22 protein-coding genes, 1 tRNA gene and 2 pseudogenes are annotated in these 25,660 nt (G+C 36.1%); 3 read left to right on the forward strand and 22 right to left on the reverse strand.

All coding sequences use genetic code 11. From position 1 onward, the window contains the following. Positions 1-132: 132 nt before the first annotated feature. Positions 133-2,172, reverse strand: a complete 2,040-nt coding sequence (locus ACFQ18_RS14090; RefSeq protein WP_047184240.1) for a catalase — start codon at positions 2,170-2,172, stop codon at positions 133-135. A gap of 121 nt (positions 2,173-2,293) precedes the next feature. Here ACFQ18_RS14090 and ACFQ18_RS14095 point away from each other — a divergent pair. Then, positions 2,294-2,366, forward strand: a tRNA-Val gene (locus ACFQ18_RS14095). A 178-nt stretch (positions 2,367-2,544) separates the two neighbouring features. Here ACFQ18_RS14095 and ACFQ18_RS14100 read toward each other — a convergent pair. The 9 genes and pseudogenes from ACFQ18_RS14100 to ACFQ18_RS14140 form a co-directional block, all read right to left on the reverse strand. Further along, positions 2,545-2,979, reverse strand: coding sequence for a hypothetical protein (locus ACFQ18_RS14100; RefSeq protein WP_047186222.1), 435 nt, complete (start codon positions 2,977-2,979; stop codon positions 2,545-2,547). A 516-nt stretch (positions 2,980-3,495) separates the two neighbouring features. Further along, positions 3,496-3,678: a hypothetical protein gene (locus tag ACFQ18_RS14105; protein WP_047186223.1), complete on the reverse strand. Its 183-nt coding sequence runs from the start codon at positions 3,676-3,678 to the stop codon at positions 3,496-3,498. A gap of 629 nt (positions 3,679-4,307) precedes the next feature. After that, positions 4,308-5,028 (reverse strand): annotated as a pseudogene (locus ACFQ18_RS14110) (transposase). Between the two features lie 309 nt (positions 5,029-5,337). Then, positions 5,338-5,601, reverse strand: a complete 264-nt coding sequence (locus ACFQ18_RS14115) for a hypothetical protein (protein WP_047186225.1) — start codon at positions 5,599-5,601, stop codon at positions 5,338-5,340. 121 nt (positions 5,602-5,722) lie between these two features. Beyond that, a complete protein-coding gene (locus tag ACFQ18_RS14120) occupies positions 5,723-5,995 on the reverse strand; it encodes a hypothetical protein (protein ID WP_047186226.1) in 273 nt (90 codons plus the stop codon). 200 nt (positions 5,996-6,195) lie between these two features. Then, positions 6,196-6,888 (reverse strand): amino acid ABC transporter permease, encoded by a 693-nt coding sequence (locus ACFQ18_RS14125; protein WP_204798578.1) that lies wholly within the window; start codon positions 6,886-6,888, stop codon positions 6,196-6,198. A 4-nt stretch (positions 6,889-6,892) separates the two neighbouring features. Continuing rightward, on the reverse strand, positions 6,893-7,597 hold the full coding sequence (locus tag ACFQ18_RS14130) for an amino acid ABC transporter permease (protein ID WP_047186228.1): 705 nt from the start codon (positions 7,595-7,597) through the stop codon (positions 6,893-6,895). 34 nt (positions 7,598-7,631) lie between these two features. After that, positions 7,632-8,456, reverse strand: coding sequence for a transporter substrate-binding domain-containing protein (locus ACFQ18_RS14135; protein ID WP_084824108.1), 825 nt, complete (start codon positions 8,454-8,456; stop codon positions 7,632-7,634). Between the two features lie 23 nt (positions 8,457-8,479). After that, on the reverse strand, positions 8,480-9,223 hold the full coding sequence (locus tag ACFQ18_RS14140; protein ID WP_047186229.1) for an amino acid ABC transporter ATP-binding protein: 744 nt from the start codon (positions 9,221-9,223) through the stop codon (positions 8,480-8,482). A 261-nt stretch (positions 9,224-9,484) separates the two neighbouring features. Here ACFQ18_RS14140 and ACFQ18_RS14145 point away from each other — a divergent pair, with 261 nt between their 5' ends. After that, entirely contained in the window at positions 9,485-10,642 is a 1,158-nt protein-coding gene (locus tag ACFQ18_RS14145) for an acyl-CoA dehydrogenase family protein (RefSeq protein WP_204798579.1), read from the forward strand. 79 nt (positions 10,643-10,721) lie between these two features. On the opposite strand, the gene ACFQ18_RS14150 is transcribed toward ACFQ18_RS14145, so the two are convergent. The 9 genes from ACFQ18_RS14150 to ACFQ18_RS14190 form a co-directional block, all read right to left on the reverse strand. Then, entirely contained in the window at positions 10,722-11,705 is a 984-nt protein-coding gene (locus tag ACFQ18_RS14150; RefSeq protein ID WP_204798580.1) for a peptidoglycan-binding domain-containing protein, read from the reverse strand. A gap of 235 nt (positions 11,706-11,940) precedes the next feature. Then, positions 11,941-13,473, reverse strand: a complete 1,533-nt coding sequence (gene ahpF / locus ACFQ18_RS14155; protein ID WP_204798581.1) for an alkyl hydroperoxide reductase subunit F — start codon at positions 13,471-13,473, stop codon at positions 11,941-11,943. Positions 13,474-13,491: 18 nt separating this feature from the next. Continuing rightward, a complete protein-coding gene (gene ahpC / locus ACFQ18_RS14160) occupies positions 13,492-14,055 on the reverse strand; it encodes an alkyl hydroperoxide reductase subunit C (RefSeq protein ID WP_047186232.1) in 564 nt (187 codons plus the stop codon). Between the two features lie 181 nt (positions 14,056-14,236). Next, on the reverse strand, positions 14,237-15,331 hold the full coding sequence (locus tag ACFQ18_RS14165; protein WP_047186254.1) for a GerAB/ArcD/ProY family transporter: 1,095 nt from the start codon (positions 15,329-15,331) through the stop codon (positions 14,237-14,239). A gap of 37 nt (positions 15,332-15,368) precedes the next feature. Beyond that, entirely contained in the window at positions 15,369-15,614 is a 246-nt protein-coding gene (locus tag ACFQ18_RS14170; RefSeq protein ID WP_204798582.1) for a hypothetical protein, read from the reverse strand. A 1-nt stretch (position 15,615) separates the two neighbouring features. Beyond that, positions 15,616-16,821, reverse strand: a complete 1,206-nt coding sequence (locus tag ACFQ18_RS14175; RefSeq protein WP_244986957.1) for a Ger(x)C family spore germination protein — start codon at positions 16,819-16,821, stop codon at positions 15,616-15,618. A 21-nt stretch (positions 16,822-16,842) separates the two neighbouring features. Then, a complete protein-coding gene (locus tag ACFQ18_RS14180) occupies positions 16,843-18,501 on the reverse strand; it encodes a spore germination protein (RefSeq protein ID WP_204798584.1) in 1,659 nt (552 codons plus the stop codon). A 399-nt stretch (positions 18,502-18,900) separates the two neighbouring features. Further along, complete coding sequence (locus ACFQ18_RS14185; RefSeq protein WP_204798585.1) at positions 18,901-20,025, reverse strand: zinc-dependent alcohol dehydrogenase family protein; 1,125 nt, start codon at positions 20,023-20,025, stop codon at positions 18,901-18,903. A gap of 31 nt (positions 20,026-20,056) precedes the next feature. Next, complete coding sequence (locus ACFQ18_RS14190; RefSeq protein WP_204798586.1) at positions 20,057-20,452, reverse strand: acyl-CoA thioesterase; 396 nt, start codon at positions 20,450-20,452, stop codon at positions 20,057-20,059. Positions 20,453-20,695: 243 nt separating this feature from the next. Here ACFQ18_RS14190 and ACFQ18_RS14195 point away from each other — a divergent pair. Beyond that, positions 20,696-20,839, forward strand: a pseudogene (locus ACFQ18_RS14195) (DUF421 domain-containing protein); the annotation flags it as partial. 191 nt (positions 20,840-21,030) lie between these two features. Here ACFQ18_RS14195 and ACFQ18_RS14200 read toward each other — a convergent pair. The 3 genes from ACFQ18_RS14200 to ACFQ18_RS14210 are packed head-to-tail and all read right to left on the reverse strand — an operon-like array spanning position 21,031 to position 25,616. Continuing rightward, the gene (locus ACFQ18_RS14200) at positions 21,031-22,656 is read right to left on the reverse strand and encodes an amidohydrolase (RefSeq protein ID WP_204798587.1); all 1,626 of its coding nucleotides are present in this window, start codon (positions 22,654-22,656) and stop codon (positions 21,031-21,033) included. 18 nt (positions 22,657-22,674) lie between these two features. After that, complete coding sequence (locus ACFQ18_RS14205; protein ID WP_204798588.1) at positions 22,675-24,021, reverse strand: APC family permease; 1,347 nt, start codon at positions 24,019-24,021, stop codon at positions 22,675-22,677. 26 nt (positions 24,022-24,047) lie between these two features. After that, complete coding sequence (locus ACFQ18_RS14210; protein ID WP_204798589.1) at positions 24,048-25,616, reverse strand: GNAT family N-acetyltransferase; 1,569 nt, start codon at positions 25,614-25,616, stop codon at positions 24,048-24,050. Between the last annotated feature and the right edge of the window lie 44 nt (positions 25,617-25,660).

Consider the following 25,660-nt stretch of genomic DNA (forward strand, 5'->3'; position numbering starts at 1 on the left):
ATTATACCTTAATGAACAATAAAGGCAAAAGAAAAAGCCTTGGGGCTGTCGCCCAACCGAAATTCATCTCCCCCTTATCATTGGGCTACGCCCTTCACACGCTTGAAGAGGGAGACTTCTTTCGGAAGTGCGTTAAACAACAGAACGATTCCAATGACGGTGAGCCGCTATTGCCTCTTTAAATTCCTTTGAAAACTTTCTCATATCATTCCCTACCACGACACCAGGATTTCCAACAAAGTGATTTACCTCAAACCATTTAATACCTTCGTGAGTTGCCCCAATCGGCTTATAATGAGAAAAAGCTTTATCAATAAAATATGCTGCATCTTTATTAAACTTTTTGCTTGTTTTACTTCCATTTATCATATATACCGCATCAAATAATACTGAATTCGTCGTTTCAAACGTATTATCTACTTCAAGTTCGGTACCTTTATTACCTACTACTTTCCCAAAGTTTTCGCTAATGATTTCAGGTTGAATTCCAGATGACTTTAATGCATCTAATACAAACAACACATCCGATTCAGGAAATCCATCTGTCAGAATTACAGCTACTTTTCTTGTTTCTACTGTTTTCTTCGTATTTTCCAAGCTCAAAGCTGGGGATGTTTTTGTTATGTTCGAAATCCCGCTTTTAGGCGGTGTTAACCCCAAATACGTGGCAATTTCCGTAGCTAATTGCAAATTAACATTGCCAAACATATCAACAACCTGCTGCTTCACAGATTCACTATGCACCTTACCTAATTCAAACTGAAACGCGTTTATAATATGTTTTTTCTCCGCATCGCTCATGCTATTCCAAAACAATGTGGCTTGAGAAAAGTGATCGGCAAAACTTTCACTTCTCGCCTGAACTTTTCGTCCTTCTACTTTTTCTTCATAATGTTTAAATCCACCTTCTGCCACACTTGCTTCAGCAGGTGTATTTCCCCACAACGTATTTTTATGATAGCTTACTTTCCCAACATTTATCGTTTGGCGATGATACCCATCACGCTGATTATTATGGAATGGACAAACCGGCCTATTAATCGGGATTTCATGAAAATTAGGACCACCAAGGCGGATTAGTTGTGTATCGGTATAAGAAAAAAGACGTCCCTGTAATAATGGATCATTGGTGAAATCAATTCCTGGAACGACATGACCGGGATGAAAGGCCACTTGCTCTGTTTCAGCAAATACATTATCGACATTACGATTCAATGTCATTTTACCTATGATTTTCACCGGTACATCTTCTTCTGGCCAAAGTTTCGTTGAATCTAAAATGTCAAAATCAAATTTAAATTCATCTTTTTCTTCAATAATTTGAACCCCTAATTCGTATTCAGGATAATTTCCCCTTTCAATATTTTCCCATAAATCACGACGATGGAAATCAGGATCCCTACCCGCTATTTCCTGCGCTTCATCCCAGATTAAAGAATGTGCACCTAATGTAGGCTTCCAATGGAACTTAACAAAGTGTGCTTTCCCTTCATCATTCACAAAACGAAAAGTATGAACGCCGAAACCTTCCATCATCCTGAAACTTCTAGGGATAGCACGATCAGACATAAGCCACATCGTCATATGGGCCGACTCTTGATTCGCGACGACAAAATCCCAATACGTATCATGTGCAGAACTAGCCTGTGGCATTTCATTATGTGGCTCCGGTTTAATGGCGTGGACAATATCAGGAAATTTGATTCCATCTTGAATAAAGAAGACGGGCATATTATTCGCAACTAAATCATAATTTCCTTCTTCCGTATAAAACTTCGTTGCAAACCCACGCACATCCCGAAACGTATCCGACGATCCACGATTTCCAACTACCGTTGAGAAACGGACAAAAACCGGCGTCTTCACAGTTGGATCCTGTAAAAACTTTGCTCTTGTATACTGCTTCATACTCTCATAAACTTGAAACTCTCCGTGCGCTGCATACCCACGTGCATGTACTACTCGTTCAGGAATTCTTTCATGATCAAAATGCGTCATTTTTTCACGAAAATGAAAGTCCTCCATCAAAGTCGGTCCACGTACACCTGCTTTTAACGAAAATTCATCCTCAGACACCTTTAGTCCTTGATTTGTTGTTAATTTTTCCCCTTTATCATGGACACGAAAAATTTCCAATTGTTCATCCTTCTTATTTTTTCGATCATTAGTCATTAATCACAATCCTCCTCCCAGTAAATAGTATGAACGCCTATGATAAAGGGTGATAAAACAACAGTGTAAAAGATTGACAGATTGCTAAAAACAGATTATATTGAATATATTGGTTAACAACGATTCCATAGCTCAGCTGGGAGAGCACTACCTTGACAGGGTAGGGGTCGCTGGTTCGAGTCCAGTTGGAATCATCTGAAACAAAAGCCTGAATCTCTTGTGAATCAAGGGGTACGGGCTTTTTTTATAGTCCAAAAATAGTATTAGTTTTTTGAAATAGAAAAAGACGATCCAGCTTAGATCGCCTTGTTTTACTTGCAGCATATAGTGAATTATGTTTCAACAATTGCACCGATAGTTGAATACCGAGTATTATTTCATTCTTTCCAAAATTAAATAGTCCTTCGTTTTAAATATCATTATATCGTGTTTCTCTGCAAATCCAATTAAATGTTCATACGCTTCTTGAGGTTCAAGTACAGATAATCTAATGTTGATTCCTTTTTTCACCTTTATAATTGCAGACTTTTTAGCCCACCCGACACGTATCAATTTCAGTTGATTTACTTGGCCTGGGTAAATTTCCTTTTGAATGATAGGTTTATTAAATAATAATATTTCATATATTAAATGGTCGGTGTGGATGGTAAATTTAAAACGAAAAGAAGCTAACCCTATTGCGATTAATAAAATGAATAAGAATAGCGATAAAGAGCGTCCGTAATAAGTTGACAATACATCCCACAATATAATAATAAATATAGTACTAAAAATTGATATCCTTTGCGAATTTATATTATACTCCACCGGAATCCCCCTCTCCCAAAGAAAGAATCAATTTACTAAACTATCCCACTGTCTTAGTAAAAATAGAACGCCACAGGAACATTGTTAAATTAAAAAACTATTTTTTCTAACAAGACCCTCTTAAAAATTACTGCAATACTATTAAGTTTTTTCTTCACCTGTTGGAAATCTAAAATCAAGAATATAATAAATAGAATAAGCTGAATAAGTCCATAAAAACCTAAAAATCAAGAGAAAACAGCTACATCTTAAGCTAATATCTTAGAAAGAAACATCGCCAATGAATGTGCCACCATAATATATGTATATAAGTTCTAAATCTATATTTTTCAATAAAGCCATAGACCATTATACAGATTGCTATTTTTTAATAATACTTCGCTATTACTTAAATCCTTCTCTCCAATAATATTTTGTGTTCATTTTAACACCTCTTATCCTATTAACCTGCCATTTAGCACAATAGAAGCTGTCTAATCGATAACTCATTCGTTCTTTAAGGCACCAGTACCGGAACTAAAACAGCAGGCTTTGAAAATGCATAATGATTATAACTAATGTAGATAAAGATCCTGCAAACAATAAAGTTATCATTTTTCGCCAGTTTATCTCTTTTGAAGATTTTACAGATTCTCGAGACACCGTAACCCATATTGCCATAGATACTATAACTAAGATGAAAATAACTTCTTTGGACATCTTTGACACCTCCATCATTTTTATTAATCAACGTACCTTATGTACGAATTAGAAAAATTAAAGTTTCACTATTATGGAATGTTGCCAGTAGATTATTTAAGAAACCAGATTCATTTTATTCAATTAGATCGTGTAATAATAGTGATTGTTGTGTTTTTTATTAGCTTTTCAGTTTTTAATCAGAAACAATAAGAGGTTTCTTGCATTCGGTCAAACGTGGGTAGATTGAAGCGGTGCAATCTTTAGGATATATTTTTCTTCCATACGTTAAGGAAGGTAATTGTACCTCAAGCCCTTGTTGAAGCCCTCCCTGATATAATGAGCCTGTTTTTAGTTATTATAAAAGCTTTATCCTTTGCGAACTTTATTATTAAAGAAAATAATACAAAATGATGATACAGTAACACATACGTCAATGAGTGCCGGAATACAAGGAGAAAATCAATATTCCGCAACTCATACAGCCAATACATACACTATGCCTGAAAAGTAAGTATCAAATTGTTCAATTAAAAAAATTAGATGATCAAATTAGGCATTTACTAGATGCTTTTCTCGTTTAAAGAGTTCATACTGTGATAATGTTTTAAATTAAATAGAAAGTCTAATCAAAATTAAAATGATACATGCTAAAAACAATGAGACTGGGACATAACTAGCCAAAAAAAGTAAAATAAAAAGGTTCCAAGCAATAAAAAATTTACTTGGAACCTTTTTTGTGTTTTTTTCCATCTTCCGCCACTATTTTACCGTCCATGGCGGCGTTTTTTCTCAAGTTAACCGCCACCCATGCAAATGCTAATTCATTTTTCACCATCTGTTTTCCCCTAAAGGAAAAACGGGTAAAACCCAAATTAGCCTTCAGAAAACCAAACACTGGTTCTGCGTCAATTTACGTTTTCCGTAAATTTCACCAGTTTTCTCGTCTGAAAGCTTCGTGCGTACATATTCTTTTTGGAACTCCCACTTTTCATTCATGTAGACCGTTCGGTTGTTCCCTTCTTTTGCTTTCGTGCATAAATCGCGGAGTGGACAGCCCAAATAGTCCTCACATTTTTACACTTTAAATTCACTGGTGAATCCGTACCTGTCTGTTCGTTTGGAATGATGGCTAAACCGTACTTTTTTACGACCAGAAAACGCGGATTGCGTATACCCACACAAAATGATTTTCAACATCATACGAGGATGGTACGCAGGACGCCCGGTTTGTCGTACGAAGTCCTCGAAAGCCTCTTCCGGAATACTCTCGACAAGATCATGGATCGCAAAGGCAATATCGTTTTCTTTCAATTTAATTTCTAAATCTAGTGGCAAAACTACTTGGTTCATGGTATAATGTTTAAACATAAGGACACCTCCAAAATTATTGTTTGCTCACTTTAATTTTATCAAAAGGTGTCCTTTTTGGTTACTAAAATAACGTTAAAAAAAGGCGTGGGGTCTACACTTTTTTAGTGTAAACTCCAACGCCTTAATTTTTATTTACTGGAGTTTTTTCCCAGCTTCTTCTAATACACCTTCCTTAAACGGAGTTCAAATTATTAATAAACAAGGTAAAAATAGACCACATAATCTAATAGACTAAGCCACTCTACTAAACTGCCAATTTATGACTCCTTATCTAAGGATTACACCAAATAATTAAATAAGGAATAACTAGTAATATAAAAAATATGAAAAGGAAAAAAATAAAATTAGGGATATAATAACCCTAATCCAGGTCAATTTTTTACTTATCCCTGCTTTATTTTCCAAGTAATTAATATACCCAATCGTTAATATAAAGCCAAAAATTATAAGTGCGTATCCTGTATTATCATTTTCTTTAATCAGATACCTTATTGCAGCTAAAATAATCAGTATGGTTCCAATTGTCCCCAAAACCATATTGAAATACAAAATTCGTTTATCTTCTTTCAATATCGATACCTCCTTCTTCCAATAAAATTTTCTAGTATTATATTTCAATAATATTGTGAAATAGAAACAAACGGCCCGGTTCGGATTACCTTGCTTTACTTGCACCAATTGTGAATTAGTGTTATTCCCTATTATTTATATTTAGCGACTTATAAAAGGAAAAAACCACAGTAGAAAGTCCAATTCCAAAAAGAATGCTACCAGTCACTAAAAAATTATTTGTCTTCGCCTTTACCTTAAATTCATAATCCATTGTGTCAATGTTATCTAAAGTAGCCAACAAACCATTAGTTAAGGTTGTTCCAAAATCATCACTAAAAAAAATAAGTATCAGTCCAATAACTCCTAGCAACGCACCTAAAATCATTAAACCTTTTATTTTATCCTTCCTCATATTCTTGCTCCTCCTTGATACTTCTTTTTTAACGCCACGCCATTTAGCTAGAATTCTTTGTAATGTAATATTAGCATGATATTTCAATTACTTATTAAAAATATTAGTTACTAATTTGACAGATTACCTTAGCAAGCTGCACAAATTATCTCCGTTAATAACAAAAGTCCGAATCTCTTATACAGAGCTTCAGACTTTGCTTAATACCCCTTCCTCAATCGAAGTTCAAATTTATTAATAAACAAGGTGAAAATAGAACACAAAATCCAATAGACGAAAGCCGCAGCAACAAACGCCTCGATATAGCTAAAATTATAAGCACCTAACAATTTTGCTTGTCCAAAAATATCTACAACCGATATTAAATACGCCAAGGATAAAGCTTTTATAATAACTAAAAACGAGTTCATGATATCAGGGAGCGCCTCAACAAGGGCTTGTGGTATAATTACCTTCCATAGCGTATGGAAGAAACCATATCCTAAAGATTGCGCTGCTTCAATCTGCCCGCGTTCGACCGAATGCAAGGAACCTCTTATTGTTTCTGATTGGAAAACTGAAAAACTAATAGAAAATACGACAATAACTGTTATGACAGGATCTAACTGATGAGGATTAAAATCTATACCCATCAACGATACAATATATTGAACGATAAAAGGTAAAGAGTAATATCCTAAGTATAATAAAACAACATTAGGCGTACCCCTTAAAAAAGATTGGACTACTGTAATAATAGTAAAAAGGATTGGTATTTTCTTTCGTTGGATAAGAGCCAGACATCCCCCCATAAATAGGGATAGTATTAGGATAATAACTGCCAATAGCAACGTTTGAGGTACAACCTTTAAAATGCTGAAAAAGTCTTCAATTAAAACATCTAATTGAAACATTTAATTAGGCTACCTCCTTCGTTGACCCATTATATGGAAGTCTTTGTTTTCTTCTCTCTAAATATTTAATCATTTGTTCGGATAACATGGAAACGATCCAATAAATAATTGCAATTAATAAATAAATTTCAATTTGGTTCATTCCATAATTACTGGAAATTATAATATTAGCAAGCCCCATTATATCCACTACACCGATTGCAAAAATCAAAGAGGTATCATGGATTAAATAAATAATAGCATTACCTAACCCCGGGAGCGCTATTGGGGCTACTTGTGGAATAATAATACGGTATAATTTCTTAAAAGGCGAAAATCCCAAGCTATCTGCTGCCTCATGTTGACCACGCTCTACCGCTAAATAAGCAGGGCGAACAACCTCCGACATATAGGCACCATTATAAATAATTAGAGTAATTATAGAAGCAGTCGTTGGGTTCATATCATTAATATGAATTCCCATTAATGCTAATACTACTGGTAAACCATAATAAATTAAAAATAATTGTAACAAGATTGGGGTACTTCTTGTGAAAGAGATGTACATTCCCATTATGGGGTTAAGCAACCTGACTTTCTTAATTCGAATTGCTACGACCAAAACGCTTAACAGAAAACCACATATGGTTGAAACAACAATAATTAATAATGTTATCGGAAGGACGCTTAAAAATTGGGGGAGTATCTCCAACATAAAGGTAATATCCATTTTAGTAACTCCTCCTCCCTTCCATTAATTCGCATCATTCATATTGAAATACATCTTCCCCATAGTATTTTACGGATAGCTCAGATAGTGTGCCATCTTCTTTCAATTCCGCTAGCGCTTTACTAATTTCCTCATTCAACGCTTCATTCTCTTCGGATTTATGAATCAGAAAATAAGTTGGAAATATTTTTACTGGCTCTGTTGTATGAATTTTTAACCCAGCCTGTTCAATAATTTCATTTTGACCTAAATTGGACGGTAAAACTAAAGCATCATATTTTCCAGATTCAACTTCCTTCAATCGATCCGCATAGGAAATACCACTGTCTGAAGTTTTAAATTCAATTTGGTTATCCGGATTTTCTTCATTATATTCAGTTAAAAAGTTAAAAACCCCTCCAGATGGGTTAGGCGGAGAAATATTCTTTCCAACTAAGTCTTCAAGTGTTTCAATATCTTTATTTTCTTCGTTTGTATAGATCTTCATCAAACTTGCCCCATTACTTTCGGAAGGTATTAAATATTTTTCTTCACGTTCCTCACTTAAGAACAAGCCTTGTGCGATTAAATCATATTTCCCTGTGTCTAATCCTACCTCTGCGGCACTATCCCCAACTCCTACAATATGAAACTCATAATCTTGTAATTTTTCATCTACTTTACGCAATATCTCAACTTCATAACCAGTTAGTTCACCATTCTCCGTATAACTTAACGGCTTTGCTGCAGGTGGTACGGCCACCTCAATTGTTCTAACTCCCGCTTCAGAACCTCCGTCTCCTGAAGCACCATCACTTCCACAAGCACCAAGTAGAAAAATTAAGCTCACCAATCCTATAAAAACAAATACCTTTTTCATAAAACCCACTTCTCCTTCCCTTTTTAGTTCTTTCTAGTATAAAATTGATTTAAAAATTCTCTTGTTCTCTCATTTGATGATTGGTTAAAAATTTCTGTTGGAGTCCCCTCTTCTACTATCTTTCCTTTATCCATAAAAACAACTTTTGTTGATATATTTTGCGCAAAGGACATCTCATGTGTAACTAGCACAATGGTTATTCCTGATTTGGCAACGGCTTCAATTACTTTTAAAACTTCCCCAACTAATTCGGGATCAAGAGCCGATGTTGGTTCATCAAATAGGATGACTTCGGGTTCTACAGCTAATGCCCTTGCAATACTAACTCTTTGCTGCTGGCCACCCGATAGTTGAGAAGGATAAGCATTTATTTTATCTATTAAACCAACCTTCTCCAATTCCTCCATACTTTTCTCATAGGCAGCTTTTTTTGATTTTTTTTGCACGACCATTTGCGCTTCCATCACATTCTCAATCACTGTTTTATGCTTAAAAAGATTGTACTGTTGAAATACCATCGCCGTTTTCCGACGGATTTTTAAAATATCTTTTTTCCGAATGGATTTATAGTCTAGGTGAACATCTCCTAATGTTATTTCTCCATCATCGGGTTTTTCCAAATAATTAATACATCTTAATAATGTTGTTTTACCTGTACCACTAGGACCAATTAATGTAACAACATCACCTTTGTTTACGGTTAAATTAATCCCCTTTAAAACTTGCTCATCATTAAAAGATATTTGCAGATTTTTTAATAATAGCATTTTATGTGTACTCACCTCCATAAACATTTAGTGACCCACTCAAGTTATCTTAATATGTATTCTTTACATATATTTCAATATTGTAATTTATTCTAAACACATAATTACTATCTGTCAACTTGGTTTTGATTTTTGATTAAAATATTCGCTATTATACAATTTATTGTATTAGACAAAAAGTTTGAGATTTCTTCAAAGTGGTGAAATAATAAACTATAATTCCAACTAAATTGATTAATTAACACAAAATGGAGGGATATGATGAATTTATTAAAACTAAGCAGTATGGACGAAAGAATAAATTTATTATCCAAAACAGTGAAACCTTTTAAGGAACGGGCAAAAGAACATGATGAAAATGCCAGTTTCCCTTTTGATAACTTTAATGACCTGAAATCAATTGGTTATCCAGCACTAACATTACCTAAGCAATATGGTGGGTTAGGAATCTCATTATATGAAATGCTAAGATATCAAGAAATAATTGGAAAAGCAGACGGTTCGACAGCCCTTTCCATCGGTTGGCATATGGGCATTATGAAACACCTTGGTGAAACCCAAGCATGGGATGAAAATAAGTATGCTTCGGTAGCTCAAGATGTGCTTAAGTCAGGTGCATTACTTAATAATGCTGCATCTGAACCAGCTACCGGAAGTCCTACACGCGGTGGCCAACCCGAAACGTATGCAACAAAAGATAGTTCAGGATGGACAATTAACGGTCGTAAAACATTCACAACACTATCTCCAATTTTAAGTTATTTTGTTGTTAGTGCTTCAATTGATGGTACGGATGAGGTAGGGAATTTCTTAATCAAACGAGAGAGAAAAGGAGTGAAAGTAGATGAAACCTGGGACTCTATCGCAATGCGTGGTTCAGGAAGTCATGACTTAGTATTAGAGAACGTTCATGTAGACGAAGATGATCTTGTACAAAAGTTAACTCCAGGTAAGAAAAAACCTGCTGGATGGCTATTACATATACCTGCATGCTATCTTGGAATCGCACAAGCTGCACAAGAGTCTGCCATTACATTTGCTACAACATATTCACCGAATAGCATTAAAGGCACCATATCGGAATTGCCAAATATTAAGCAAAAAATAGGTGAGATGGAACTTCTGATTTTAGAATCTAAAAACTTCCTTTATTCGATTGCCAATAAGTGGGATGAAAGTGATGAGGTTACAAGATTAACGATGGGACCCGAATTGGGTGCCGTTAAATTATCAGTTGTTAATAAAGCTTTGGAAGTAGTTGACTTAGCGATGAGAATTGTTGGTGCAAGAAGCTTATCACAAAAAAGTGATCTCCAACGTTATTATCGTGATGTACGTGCTGGTTTACACAATCCACCGATGGACGATATGATTATTATGCAGCTTGCTGGAAAATCTATCTCTGATAAGGTCGAATAAATGCCAAAAACCAATCCCCGGTTTCCAAACCGGGGATTTAACAAAATTTATTTGAGTTGTACCTCTATCTCCATTTCATTTAAAAAGTACCTTTATTTAACCTTCGTTGCAATTCTTTTACTACTAATGAAGATGGTCTGCTTAAGGCGCCGTCAACCGGGGTACCGAGATATCTTTGTAATTTTCGTATGGTCTCTGGTCCTAAATAACCATCTGCATTAGCACCAATTTTCTTCTGTAACGCTTTAATAACTAAACTCCCGCCAGAACCAAATGTGACACCGTCATATAACGCATTTGTCACGCTATTTCTCAACTGCTTACTTATCACACCATCTACGACTGTGCCTAATGCTTTTTGTAATGCTCTCGTAGTTGATGGACCCCATTTACCGTCTACAGTTAAATTAGCTTTAGCTTTAGGGGCAGGAGCAGTAGCTGGTTGAGATTTAGCATTAGCTTTTGTTTTAGGAGCGGGAGCAGTAACTGTTTGAGATTTAGCATTTGACTGTCCTGTTGGTTTAACTGCTGCGGTTCCTTTTTCAACATCCATTTTGAACTGTGCTCTAGAAATGCCAAAGGATGCTAGATAAGCATATGGGTCACTGTGAACTGTACCACCAATATTCCTTCTTATCCAATCGTGTGTTTTAATCCCTTTATCTGTAACCCTTGAACCAGTATCTAACTTTATCGGTATTCCTGCATCATTAGCAAGCTTTCGTAATAACCATACATATGCAGCGTAATCTTTTTTAAACGTTTCTATATTATTTGTTCTCGCTAATTCTACTTGAGCATAAGCATAGGGATTGGCTTTCGGACCAGCTCCATACTGTAATCTACCCACTTCAGCTACTTGAACAATTCTTCCTCCACCGCCAACCCAATGGGAAACAAAAGCGTTTTTCCAATTTCTAGTCATGAAATTAACTTCTCTTTCCAAAGAACCTGGTGTGACATTGCTAGGATTACCAGAATCATGAGCAACTATAAAGTTAGGAGCGATTAAACTTCTTTGGTTTAGCCCCGGGATGATTTTCTTCTGAATATTATAAGGCATTCAAATCCTCCCTCCTTTACTATATATCTATTTTTTCGCAATCCTTTTCGATTGGTCGAATAAACCACTTCTGAGAAATCCAATCATTAGCCCGTACATAATTTTTTTAATAAGTTTCCCTTGAAAAAAAATATCCCTGCTACTAAGCCAAGTAACAGGGACATAACGAATAGGTAAAAAAATAAAAGTCGTTTAACCATCAAAAATGACAGTTAAACGACTTTTTTATAAGTATTTAATTCCGAATCATATAATCAAATGCACCTAAAGCGGCTGTTGCACCTGATCCCATGGAAATGATAATTTGTTTGTATGCACTATCTGTACAGTCACCTGCTGCAAAGATTCCAGGAACATTTGTAGCGCCTGTCTTATCTACAACAATTTGACCGAATTTATTAAGTTCAACTTCACTATCTTTAAGGAATCCTGTACTTGGCACTAAACCAATTTGTACGAATACTCCTTCTAACTCAATATGATGTTCTTCCTCTGTTTCACGGTCTACATAACTAATACCGTTTACTGTTTCATCACCTGTAATTTCTTTTGTTGCTGCGTTTTTGATAACAGTAACATTAGGTAGACTGTAAAGACGATCTTGAAGTACGGAGTCTGCTTTAAGCTCTGGTAAAAATTCTAGTACCGTAACATGTTTGACAATACCCGCTAAGTCAATTGCAGCTTCGATACCAGAATTACCTCCACCAACAACAGCTACATGTTTACCTTCAAATAACGGACCATCACAGTGCGGGCAGTAGGCAACCCCTTTAGTTTCATATTCTTTTTCACCTGGGACACCTATGTTACGCCACTTAGCTCCTGTTGAAAGGATAGCCGTTTTACTTTTCAGAACAGCTCCATTTTCCAATTCTACTTCAACGAAATTATCTTTCTTCTCGATGTTTTTAACCGTTTGTAGATTCATTATATCAACATCGTATTCTTTCACATGTTCTTCAAGGCTAGCAGCGAGTTTCGTTCCTTCTGTATGTTTTACACTAATAAAGTTCTCAATAGCTGCTGTGTCTAGGATTTGGCCACCGAAACGTTCAGCGACAATACCTGTACGAATTCCTTTACGTGCGGCATAAATCGCAGCACTAGCTCCAGCTGGGCCACCACCTATAACAAGCACATCAAATGGATCTTTATTTTCTAACTCTGATGCATCCGGACCACTACCAAGTTTGGCAAGAATCTCTTCAAGTTCCATACGTCCATTACCGAAGGATTCCCCATTTAAGAAGATGGTTGGCACTCCCATGATGTTTTTACTATCTACTTCGTCTTTGAAAGCTCCACCCTCAATCATGGTGTGAGATATGTTAGGGTTTAGAACACTCATAATGTTTAGTGCTTGTACCACAACAGGACATTTTTCACAGCTAAGGCTGACATATGTTTCAAAATGATATTCGTCTTCAATTGCTTTAATTTGGTCAATTACTTTTTGTTCTACTTTTGGTGTACGGCCACTTACTTGAAGTAATGCTAACACAAGTGAAGTAAATTCATGACCTAACGGAACACCAGCAAAAGTAATTCCAGTGTCTTCCCCAATACGATTCACACTGAAGCTTGGCGTTCTTTCTAGTTGTGTATGTTCTATTTTTATTTTAGTAGAGATAGTAGCTAATTCATCTATTAGTTCGAGCATTTCTCTAGATACTTTATCAGAACCAAAGCTAACTTTTAGTAAAATATCATTTTCTAAAAGGCCTAGATACTGCTCTAACTGTTGTTTTATTTCTGCATCTAACATATTATAATCGCTCTCCCCTTAGATTTTACCTACTAAATCAAGACTTGGCTTAAGAGTTTCTTCTCCTTCTTTCCATTTAGCTGGGCAAACTTCACCAGGATTGTTACGTACATATTGAGCGGCTTTGATTTTATCAATAAGAACAGATGCGTCACGACCAATTCCTTCAGCATTGATTTCAACTGCTTGAATAACGCCATCTGGATCGATAATGAATGTTCCACGATCGGCACGGCCTTCTTCTTCTACTAATACTTCAAACATACGAGAGATTTGATGAGAAGGGTCACCAATCATAGCGTAAGTGATTTTACCAATTGCTTCTGAATGGTCATGCCAAGCTTTATGTGTAAAGTGAGTATCAGTTGATACGGAGAATACTTCTACACCTAGCTCTTGTAATTTTGGATATTCGTTTTGAAGGTCTTCTAATTCTGTTGGGCAAACGAAAGTAAAGTCTGCTGGATAGAAACAAACAACACTCCAATGTCCTTTAAAATCTTGTTCAGAAACTTCAATGAAATCTCCGTTTTTATAAGCTTGTGCTTTGAATGGTTCAATTTCTTTTCCAATTAATGCCATAGTTATATCCTCCTAAATATTTATTTATAATAATTTTAATTCAATACTTATTATTGTATATATTTGCCATTTAGTCAACTTATTAGGTTGCAATATTTTTGAACAATATCGTAATAATAACGGAATTTTCTCTCAATAATAATATTATCATTTACATATAAACAGAATAGATGCTATTTTTTTATTCTTTCTTTTTTTGTCTTATCTTTCCTACTATCAGAATAACCAACGGAAGACATAGTCCCATTGTAGCTGCGAAAAACACCCAATAATACGCAATCATTTCTTGATAATAAATAATATTCGGGTAAGATATTAACCCAAGAATAATCAGTATAAAACTTAATGGAGTAGAAAGGGTTGAGACATTTTTCAACTTAAAAAAGTGGCTAAAGCCTAAGGAAAGAACATAAAAGTTTACAGTAATTTTAAAAAAGATTGTGAAGAACCAAGCAATTGCAACCAAAATCTCGATTCGTTCTAAGAAATTGGCAATACTAATTTTTTTACCTAAAATATATGTCGGATAAACTTGTCTGCCGGTAAATTCAGCTCCTAATACAGCTAAACACATAAGAGTAATTAGCAATATCATAAAAGAAGCAACTATCGTGCCAATATAAAATCCCTTTTTAGCTTTTTTAAAGGCATTAACATATGGAATAATAGCGAGAAATACAATGAGTTCGAAATACGGGATTCCTAAAGTTGGAATGACGGTAGCAAATGCTGCACTCGCTCTATCTTCCAGAATTGGTTTAATCTTAGTAAAATCTGCTTCAGGAGATACTAAAACTATTAACAAAATTAACGAAACAATAGCATAAGGAAAAAAGATTTCACAACTTCTACCAATCACTTCTAGACCTAATTTTATTCCATATAAACTAGTTAAGGCAAAAAGTAACATAATAAATTGAATCGGAGTATCTACCATAATTTGAGTCGTCATAAAGTCACCAATTTGTCGTAAATTGGTTGCAGTAAGAAATAACATAAAGAATAAAAACAGTAAAATGACGACTTTACCAATAAATTTTCCCAATGCGAATTCCATTAATTCAAATAAATTCTTCTTTTCATCCATTGATGAAACTCGGATTAATAAAAAAACAATGCCAACCCCAATGATGGATGAGATAATGCATGTAATCCAAGCATCCATACTCGCATAATACGCGGTTAAGGATGGGTTTACAATAATACTTGTCCCTAAAGAATACATAAAAACTAATAACATGAATTGTCTGGCACTAATTCTTCCTTTTTCTAGCAATATTACACCATCCATTCTTAGCTCATTATGTGACCTTTTACAAATAACTTTCCAGTAATTTCCGTAAAGGGGTGGCTAGCGGTTCATAAATCCATTTCCATCCCTCTGTTGGATTTAGAAGAGGGACATCAAGGATATAGAGAAGAGTAAGACTAAAGGCAATAACAGAAAAAACGAGATGAAATATTTTATCTTTCATGGAATTTGAATCTTTTTTTATTAAATATTTATCCAGTTTAAAAATCAATCCAGCTAAAATGATAATGAATATTGCCTTAACCACTTTACTCCTCCTCTTGATCCATATTACCTTCTATTTCTTCAAAAAAGGATTGATTGGTCGTCCCAGTTCTTCTGATTTGAACATCCACATTTATATCCACTTCTAATTGATCTGAAAAGACTTCATCCCATTCATCCTCAACTGTTTTCCAGTATTTAAAATTACTCATTTTAAACTTTTCGCCAAAACCAAATAGATCTACACCCATTTCCTGTATTTCTTTAATACTATCTCTCGTAGTTTTTTCTATATCTTTTTCATGCTTTTTCTCTAACTTGGTAATTTCATTTGGATCGGTTAGGTCTACCGTACAAGATACATCCGCTATATTAGATTCAACTCTTATATTCACTTCCATTTTCGGAGTATCACCTTTAACTTTCGCTTTCTTCTCCACTTTGGTCTTAAACACTTCTAGACTCAAGTCCCCGTTTTTTCCACAAGGAATGGTAGTTACCGTACTTTGAACCTTACCGTTAATGTTGTTTACCGTTCTTGTTTGGGCCTCAGTTAACCAATCCACCAATTTATCATTTCGAAATGCACCTTCGTTATATGTTTCAATCCTCGTATATGGTAAAGATTTCTCTAAGTTAGTTAGTTTGGAACCAACCTCTGGGTCGTCAGTAATACTAAGTCCTGTAATGCTAGCCTCTTTCCCTTTGGAAGTAATAGAAGAAACTAAATCATCAATGTTTACGGAAGTAACCCCCGCCCAAATTTTTTCAGAGGTTTTGATCATCCCCCATATATTATTTCCAGGAATTTGTTCAAGAGGAGTTAAAATTTTCAACACGTCTTCCGCTGCGTAATCCTTGGCTACTGCGAAGAAGAAGTCAGTCCTCATCTCATGATCTCGCGAAAGAAAGTCTAATACTCCTCCAATCCCTTCTCTTGCAAATTCCTCTCCAAAAATAACAATTCGTAAATGACTTAAATATATTTTTCTAGGGGCAATACTAGTTAATCTTCTGATTGCTTCTATTAATGTATTTCCAGTTTCTGTGTACGTATTAACAGCAGGTTGAGTCGTTCCCGTATCCCCAGCAATTTCACCTGGGTTTAATATTTGTACGGTTACTTTATATTTATCATCTTCTTTATCAATACCTAGTATCGTGACAATCGATATATCGGTTAATTCTTTGGAATCCCAACAACCGGATAAAATTATGATCATGAATAGGATGATGCTAATTGGAATCATTCGCTTCAATGTCACTCACCATCACTTTCTATTTGGCGAAGGTTTATCCGTGTTTTCTCGAACAATATTTTTTTGATTCATTAATCTAGGCCTCGTACTTAATCTATATAACGGCAAACGAATAAAAGCATCTTTTTGATCTTGTAAAATCAATGGCCCCATTGGAGATAAGTATGGGATTCCAAAGGAGCGCAAACTCGCCAAATGCATAACCATAATAATCACTCCAATAATGATGCCAAGTAATCCAAACATTGCCGCTAAAGTCATAAAAGGGAATCGCAATAACCGAATAGAACTTGATAAATCAGGACTAGGAAAAACAAAACTACTAATAGCGGTTAATGATACAACAATAACCATCGCTGACGAAACAATACCTGCCTCTACAGCAGCTTGTCCTAACACCAAAGCCCCCACAATTGAAATAGCAGACCCTACCGCTCTGGGCATTCGTGTACCAGCCTCACGTAAAATATCGAACGTAATCTCCATGATTAAGGCCTCTACGAATGCTGGAAATGGGACCCCTTCCCTTTGTGCCGCTAAACTAATTAACAGTTGATTAGGAATCATTTCTTGGTGAAATGTTGTTAAGGCAATATATATAGATGGTGTTAACAGAGCTAAGAAAAATCCCAAATAACGTAATAGTCGTAAGAGCGAGCCAATATCCGCTCGTTGATAATAATCTTCACTAGATTGAAAAAAGTCTACTATGAACGTAGGAACAAGTAATACAAAGGGAGTACCATCCACAATGATTGCTACTTTTCCTTCAAGTAACCCCCCACAAATCGCATCCGGCCTTTCCGTATTGTACACCGTTGGAAACGGGGAATGGGGGTAATCCTGTATGTATTCTTCGATATAACCACTTTCCAAAATAGCATCCGCATCAATTGCATCTAACCGCTTTTTTACTTCTTTAACAATCTTGTCACTGACAATGCCGTTCATATAACAGATAGCGACGTCTGTTTGTGTTTTTTTCCCAATGACTTTACTTTCGATCCAGAGATTCGGATCTTTAATTCTCCTACGAATAAGGGAGGTATTCGTTCTTAACGTTTCAGTGAAACCTTCTTTCGGTCCTCTTATAACCGTTGTAGAGGATGATTCTTCTACTGATCTCGATTCATAGTCTTTTGAACCAATAGCAAAAGCTGTTTCATACCCATCCATTAAAATAATCGAATCCCCAGCAAGAATAAAACTAAATAGCTCTTGATAATCCTTACACTCCTCCACCTCACTATTCGCTAACGTTTGATCTTTCATCACTTTAAAAAGATCACTCTCTTGAGGATTAACTTTTGGCTTTATCCATTTTGCCTTTTTCCGTACATTTCCTTGATTTGGGGATGATCCCTTTCCGGAGCTATCTGCATTATTTCCAGTTGGTAAATCAGTTAGACGTAAATCAATCATCAATGTTTCCGTAATATAATCTGAAATGAACATTTTACTAGCCATGCCATCCATATAAAGTAAAGCAACCTTTACTAGTTGAGTCGAACCGATTTTAAATTCCCTTACTACAAAATCCGAGCTATTCCCAAGTATAGACTTCACATTTTCAATCGTTTGATCAATGTCTTTATGTAAGGGAGTAGCCAAATCTGAAGGTATATTCTCTACTTCCATTGGTTCTTTCTTCTTACTTAACCATTTCCTCATATACCAAAAGCTCCTAATCAAGATAATAATTTGTATATTATCTTTCCAAAATGTTGAATAATTATGTAAAGCACAAGGAAGGAATTGACGTTGGGTAGAAAACGGGTTTCATTTACTGAATATCGGGATTCACGTGATGGGTATCGGGATTTGGACCCGGGATATCAGCACTCATACAAGAGATTTCGGCGTTCGCAATCGGGATATCAGCAGCTCATACAAGAGATTTCGGCGTTCGCACTCGGGATATCAAGATTCATACGAGAGATTTCAGCATTCAAACTCAGAATATCAGCATTCATGTACATAAGAAAAACCCGAATATCAGACACTTTTTATCGGTGTCCATTATTCGGGTTTCATTCTTCACCATATCAATAAAAACTCTTTTTCTAACATCTATAATTTAATTATTATCCTACTAGACTCTCCTTTTGCCAACATATCAAATCCTTCATTTATTTGATCCAGCTCGATCATGTCACTCATTAGCTTATCTACAGGTAAACGCCCTTGTTTCAATAAGTTAATGAATTTCGGAATATCCCTTTTCGGGACACAACTACCTACATAGGAACCTTTCAAAGTTCTCTCTTCCGCAGTTAAACTCACATATGGAAACGAGAAATGGTGTTTTGGATCTGGTAGTCCTGTTGTTACGGTGGTACCGCCACGTTTCGTAATTCCGTAGGCTACTTCCATTGCGGGAACGGCTCCAGCAGTTTCAAAGCTATATTCCACTCCTCCACCCGTTGCTTCACGTACTTTTTCAATTACATCCATATCTGTGGAATTAAATGTATCCGTCGCTCCCAATTCTTTAGCAAATTCCAATTTAGAGTCATTAATATCAATGGCAATGATTCGTTCCGCACCTGCAGCAATAGCACCGATAAGCGCACTTAAACCAACTCCCCCTAAACCGACAACCGCAACTGTACTCCCTAGTTTAATATTTGCAGTATTAATTATCGCTCCTACCCCCGTAATGACAGCGCATCCAAATAAGGCTACTTTTTCAAAAGAAATATCCTTGTCCACCTTAATCAAGGAATTCCTAGATACAACCGCATATTCAGAAAATGCCGAAACACCTAAATGATGATTGATTTTTCCTTCCGCATTATGTAAACGTATATCACCGTTTAACAGTGTACCTTCCATGTTAGATTTTGCTCCTTCTTCACATAAAGCTAGGCGCCCTTCTTGACATGGTAGACAGTGACCACAGCTAGGAACAAATACACATACTATGTGATCGCCAACCTCTAAATCATCAACCCCTTCCCCTACTTGCTCTACAATTCCAGATGCCTCGTGTCCTAAAGCCATTGGCAGTGGTCTAGGTCGACTCCCATTCACAACAGATAAATCGGAATGACAGAGACTAGCAGCTTTTATTTTAATAAGCACTTCCCCATGCCCGGGTGGATCAAGATTAAGCGTTTCTATTTGAATAGGTTTACTTTCTGCATATGGTAATTCCTTCCCCATTTCACGTAATACAGCTGTTCTTACTTTCATATTGGCAATCTCCCCTTATAAAACGTTTTCGTTATTCTTGTATTAAGTGCTCTTCTAGTTGCAGTCTAATGTCATCTGGTATTGGTTCTGTGGCTTGCTTTTTACGATTAAAATTGACATATACAGCTCTTCCTTTTACACAGAGTTCTTCATTTTGAAACATCTCTTCATACAAAGTAAAACTAGAATTCCCAATTTTCTCGACGTGCGTTTTTATAATTACATCTCTTCCGTAATAAATTTGTTTCAAATAGTCCACGTTCATGTTTAAAATAATACAACGCCAATCTTCAAAACTTAAATCACTAGTAAACATTTTGAAAATTTCATTTCTGCCGGCTTCGAACCATATGGGGATGGTTGTATTATTGATATGACCTACACCATCTGTTTCACTGACGCGTGGGGTGATGATAGTTTTTAGCAAGACATCTGCCCCTCTCCCTTTCATTTTGATTCTATTATATTATAACACATTGGAATAGGAATTTTCAGACTATTACTTCAACCTGCTAAGAAATAAATGACTTCCCCATTTTATTCCACCTTAGACGATAATGCTCCGAGTTTATTCATATATGATTAATTCTTATGGAATGGTTTTTTTAATCTTGTTCACAATATATTTAGGCACTTATTAAATACATTATTTAGAAACGGAGGATTTCACATGCATGATGTTTTGGAAGTAATCCTTAGAAGTATCGGCGCCTTCTGCTTATTATTGATAAGGGCTAAAATTTTAGGAAAACAAACCATTTCAAAAATGACCACTTTCGATTTTGTTGCCTCGATATCACTAGGTGCAATTGCAAAAGACATTAATAAAGATGATGCAGCCTTATGTAAAACGTTCTGTAAGGAAAAATGGGGATAGGCAACCTATGCACTATCTCCATCTCACCTACATTTCACCATTTACATGTTCTTTTATCTTTCTTACATTATCCGATCACTTCACCTCAAAACGCTTTTGGAAAAACTCCCCCCTTTTCCACTTTTCTATTAATTAGCAAGCTCCTTTTCACTTGCGTAAACAACTCTTCCATCCATTATTGTCATAGTCACTTCTGTTTCTGGTATCGTTTCGATTGAATTTTCAAATAAATTTTTATTTAAGACAACCATATCTGCTAATTTCCCTTCCTCAATGGTGCCCAGCTCGTTTTCCCTAAATGAGCCATATGCGGGAGTTGTGGTATATGCCTTGATAGCCTGCGCAAGACTTATCTTTTCAGATTCCTCCCATGACTGACCATTTAAATCTATTCTTTTCATTGCATGATAAATTCCTAATAAAGGATTTAAAGGTGCTACTGGGAAATCCGTTCCAAAAGTGATAGTAGCTTCTGTATCCATAATCGTCTTTACAGGAAAATATAAAGGCTGTTGTTGTTCACTTATTCTGCTTGTATATGCTTCCTTAGGCATTAAGGCAACATGGGATGGCTGAAATGATGCAATTACCCCTAGTTCTCGGAAACGTTGAACATCATCTCGATGGAGTACCTCTACATGTTCTATGACGTGTCTAGCATCTCTTTGACCGTTTTCTCTTTTAGCTTCCTCAAAGGCGTCCAATGCTAAGCGGACAGCTCCATTTCCAATCGCATGAAATCTAATTTGAAATCCATGCTTATCTGCCTGTTTAACCAATTGTTTGATTTCCTCAGGCTCCTTCGTAAGATCCCCCGCCGTCTCTGGACGATCTTTATAACTATCAAGTAAATAAGCCGTGTGACTAGTAACGACGCCATCAATAAATTGCTTAAGTCCGGAAAAAGTTAATTTATCTGACTGATATTTTTCTTTTAATCTATTTGCCTCTTCCATATCCTTTTGTAATTCTGGATAAAAATGAATGCGAGTCGTTAGAATTCCCTGTTCTTCAAGTTGGGAGTACACTTTTACATCCTCTTCCTGTTTCGGCCCAATATTTCCACCAAACAAATCATTAACGGATGTAACCCCGTATTTTGCTGCCTCCTTGAGCAGGCCTTTAATCAATGACACTCTTTTTTCTTCTGAAAACCGGTAAGCAAATTCTGTCACATAACCAACCGCATCTTCAAACAAAAGTCCGGTTAACTCACCTTTTTCATCTTTTCCTATTTTACCGTAATCCGGGTCAGGTGTATCTTTCGTTATTCCGCAAACTTCAATTGCTTTGCTATTGATCCAAGCATAATGAACTTCTGCATTAAACAGGATAACTGGGCGGTCCGGAATATATCTATCCAATACCTCCTTATGTGGTAATTCTTTATGTTGCCAACTGGTATGATCCCAGCCAAGGCCGATAATCCACTCCTCATTCGGTCTCGATTCCGCATATGCTGCTGTCATTTTAACAGCTTCTTCTGCCGACTCTGAATCATGTAAATGAACCATATCATTTTGTACTAAACTACCCATCATAAAATGAACATGGAAATCCTGAAATCCGGGAACAATTAGCTCATCCCCGAACTGATGGACAATAGTTTGTTCTCCAATCATTGGCTGTATTTCCTCTAAAGTACCTACAGCAGCAATTTTATTATTAATAATGGCAATGGATGCCTTTTCAGTTGTCTCTTGCAATCCGGTAAATACATGATTACTAGAAAGAACTAAATCCGCTTTCACCATAATATCCCTCCTTGAATTTTAAACTACCTCATCATCGATTTGATCAATCGAAAGCTCTGGTGGCTTCTTGGTAAACATCTTCGTAATAATCAATAGCAACACAACGCCGATAGCAAACCAACCTAGCCCTAATAGAAATGCATGTTGATCCAAACTGGTCCAAATCCACGCTGTAAAGGCCGCACCAATAAGTGGTAATATTAAATATTTCACTGTGTCCATTCCTGTTCGCCGTTTGCCTTTGATATAATAATGAACAACTACAGATAAGTTAACAAACGTAAAGGCGACTAATGCCCCAAAGTTAATAAGAGAAGATGCTTGCACTAAATCAACAAACAGTGCAGATAAGGTGAATACGCTTACAATTAGTAAGTTTAAAGCCGGTGTACGAAACTTTGGATGAATATAACCAAATATTTTCCTCGGTAATACACCATCCCGCCCCATCGCATATAGAAGTCGTGACACACTCGCATGAGAAGATAAACCAGAAGCTATACCACCTGTAATATAACCCGCTAAAAAGATAGACTGAAATAGATTCCCGCCAATATAAAACGCAATTTCTAATGCAGCAGAATCTGCATCTTGGAAAGAACCAAAGTTAGGAAATACAATGTGACTGACATAAGAAACTAATATAAAAAATCCTCCACCAATCATCGCGATTAAGAATATAGCTTTCGGTAGCGTCCTTTTAGGATCCACAGTCTCCTCTGCAAATGTTGTAACGGCATCAAAGCCAAGAAAAGACAAGCATAATATCGAAGCCCCTGCCATTACCAATTCAAATGGAACTTCTCCATTTACAAAAGGGGAACTCATAAATAAAGTACCTGAACCCAGACCATTCATAACACCTCTAACGGATAAGATGGAAAACAGGACAATAATAAGAAACTGACAAGAGATGAGAAGGATATTCACTTTTGTTGCTATTTTGACACCAACAATATTGACTACCGTTATGAGCGAAACAAAAGCAATTAACCAGACAGGAAACGGTACTTGTGGGAAATAGGCGCTTAAATAAATACCTATTAATAACCCATTAATCATAGGAAGGAATAGGTAATCTAAAAGAATAACCCATCCCACTATGAAGCCAACATGCGAATTAAATGCCTTTTGTGAATAAGTATAGGCGGAACCAGAGATTGGAAAAGCCTTTACCATCTGACCATAACTATAAGCGGTAAACAACATCCCAATTAGCGCAACAATATATGCTGCAGGCACCATTCCTCTTGTTATTTCAGCAACAACACCATATGTGGAAAATACAGTGGTTGGTGCCATATACGCTAAACCGAATACAATCAACGGGAAGACAGTTAATGTACGTTTAAGTTTCACATCCATATATCATTCAGCCCTTCTAAAATAAATCATGATTTTACTGTTATTTCCTTTTCTACCGCTTCTTCCGTTTTAATTTGATAAAGATCACTTCTCCTGTCATGTAAAGGAGTGACCGTACCATTTAAACGATTTCGTCGCAATAACTCCAGATCCACTTTTCCAACCACCATTGTTTCCACGTTAGGATCACACTCGCTAACCACACCATTCTCCGATAAATCATAATCAATTGGCGAATAGATTCCCGATTGTGCATTTTGACTATTCATATGATGCACTTGCGTTAGATTTCCTGTAGCACCAGCCGTAACGACAAAAACCTGATTTTCTACAGCTCTTGCTTGTGCACAGAGTTTTATTCTTAATGATTCTTGTTTATCAGAAGCCGTGAATGGTGTAACCAAGATATCTGCTCCACGGTCTACCGCCATTCGAGCTGCTTCAGGAAACAGTACATCGTATCCTAAGAGTATGCTAATTTTCCCACAATCCGTATCAAATACGTTTAATTCATTCCCAGGATGGATGCCCCACCACTTTTTCTCATAAGGAGAAATATGCAGTTTGTACTGTTTATCTACCTTCCCGTTTCGATGAAATAAAAAAGCTGCATGGTAGAGGGAATCATCTTTTTGAACAAAATTAGAACCCGCAACAATGTTAATACTGTAACGAATAGCCAAATCAGAAAAGAGCTCTTTATATTCATCGAGGTACGATGTTAATTGACGTACCTGTTTACTTGGGACCTTTTCATTAAGGTAAGATTGAAGCTGCATGGTAAATGCCTCAGGAAAAACAATGATGTCGGAACGTATTTTCGAACTAGCATTCACATAGTACTCACACTGTGCCGCAAATTCCTCAAAGGATGAAATTGGATTCATATTGTATTGAACCGCCGTAATTCGTACTGGTAAAGATTTTTGATACCTTTGATTCGTATCCGCTATATATTCCGGATTTTTCCATTCCATCAATGTGGCATATTCCAATGATGCCTCATCTTTAGCTAAATAGTTTGGCATTACTTTTATTAGTTCAAAATCATTCATTAACTGAAAGGTTAGTACAGGATCATATAAATTCCGTTTGATCACCTGTTCCACATATTGTTCTGCGGTGAGGCGATTCGCATAGTTATGATAATTCGGTATACGTCCTCCAAACAAAATACTCTTCAAATTAAACTTACGGCAAATTTCCCGGCGCGCCTCATACAAACGGCGGCCGATTTTCATATGTCGGTAATCAGGATGAACAACGACTTCAATTCCGTATAAATTTTCCCCATTTAGATTATGATTGCGGATAAAACCATCATCCGCAATCTGACTAAACGTATGATTCACCCCATAATCATCAAAATTTACAATAATACTGGAACAAGAGCCAATGATCTCGCCTTCATATTCAATACACACTTGACCTTCTGGAAAAATCGACAGTTGACTTTCAAAATGTTCCCGTTTAAATGCTATTTCAGGATTTCCAAAGCCAAGCTGATTCATTTTTATAATACCTTCTATATCTTCATATCTTGTGTTTCGTACAATCAATTTTTTCTCAAATTCTGCAGTGTCTTCATTTGCCATGTGTCCTCTTCACTCCTTTAGAAATGCATTCCTCTTCCTCTGTC

The organism is Oceanobacillus caeni (genome assembly GCF_042678465.1).
In the GTDB taxonomy this organism is placed as follows: domain Bacteria; phylum Bacillota; class Bacilli; order Bacillales; family Amphibacillaceae; genus Oceanobacillus; species Oceanobacillus caeni.

Coding starts and splice junctions, on each gene's coding strand:
- ahpC (WP_047186232.1), bottom strand. CDS start 14,055: ATGGCATTAATTGGAAAAGAAATTGAACCATTCAAAGCACAAGCTTAT.
- ACFQ18_RS14105 (WP_047186223.1), bottom strand. CDS start 3,678: ATGTCCAAAGAAGTTATTTTCATCTTAGTTATAGTATCTATGGCAATA.
- ACFQ18_RS14210 (WP_204798589.1), bottom strand. CDS start 25,616: ATGGCAAATGAAGACACTGCAGAATTTGAGAAAAAATTGATTGTACGA.
- ACFQ18_RS14200 (WP_204798587.1), bottom strand. CDS start 22,656: ATGGTGAAAGCGGATTTAGTTCTTTCTAGTAATCATGTATTTACCGGA.
- ACFQ18_RS14140 (WP_047186229.1), bottom strand. CDS start 9,223: ATGCTATTATTAAAAAATCTGCAAATATCTTTTAATGATGAGCAAGTT.
- ACFQ18_RS14090 (WP_047184240.1), bottom strand. CDS start 2,172: ATGACTAATGATCGAAAAAATAAGAAGGATGAACAATTGGAAATTTTT.
- ACFQ18_RS14125 (WP_204798578.1), bottom strand. CDS start 6,888: ATGTTTCAATTAGATGTTTTAATTGAAGACTTTTTCAGCATTTTAAAG.
- ACFQ18_RS14150 (WP_204798580.1), bottom strand. CDS start 11,705: ATGCCTTATAATATTCAGAAGAAAATCATCCCGGGGCTAAACCAAAGA.
- ACFQ18_RS14120 (WP_047186226.1), bottom strand. CDS start 5,995: ATGAGGAAGGATAAAATAAAAGGTTTAATGATTTTAGGTGCGTTGCTA.
- ACFQ18_RS14145 (WP_204798579.1), top strand. CDS start 9,485: ATGAATTTATTAAAACTAAGCAGTATGGACGAAAGAATAAATTTATTA.
- ACFQ18_RS14185 (WP_204798585.1), bottom strand. CDS start 20,025: ATGAAAGTAAGAACAGCTGTATTACGTGAAATGGGGAAGGAATTACCA.
- ACFQ18_RS14175 (WP_244986957.1), bottom strand. CDS start 16,821: ATGATTCCAATTAGCATCATCCTATTCATGATCATAATTTTATCCGGT.
- ACFQ18_RS14180 (WP_204798584.1), bottom strand. CDS start 18,501: ATGAGGAAATGGTTAAGTAAGAAGAAAGAACCAATGGAAGTAGAGAAT.
- ahpF (WP_204798581.1), bottom strand. CDS start 13,473: ATGTTAGATGCAGAAATAAAACAACAGTTAGAGCAGTATCTAGGCCTT.
- ACFQ18_RS14130 (WP_047186228.1), bottom strand. CDS start 7,597: ATGGATATTACCTTTATGTTGGAGATACTCCCCCAATTTTTAAGCGTC.
- ACFQ18_RS14205 (WP_204798588.1), bottom strand. CDS start 24,021: ATGGATGTGAAACTTAAACGTACATTAACTGTCTTCCCGTTGATTGTA.
- ACFQ18_RS14135 (WP_084824108.1), bottom strand. CDS start 8,456: ATGAAAAAGGTATTTGTTTTTATAGGATTGGTGAGCTTAATTTTTCTA.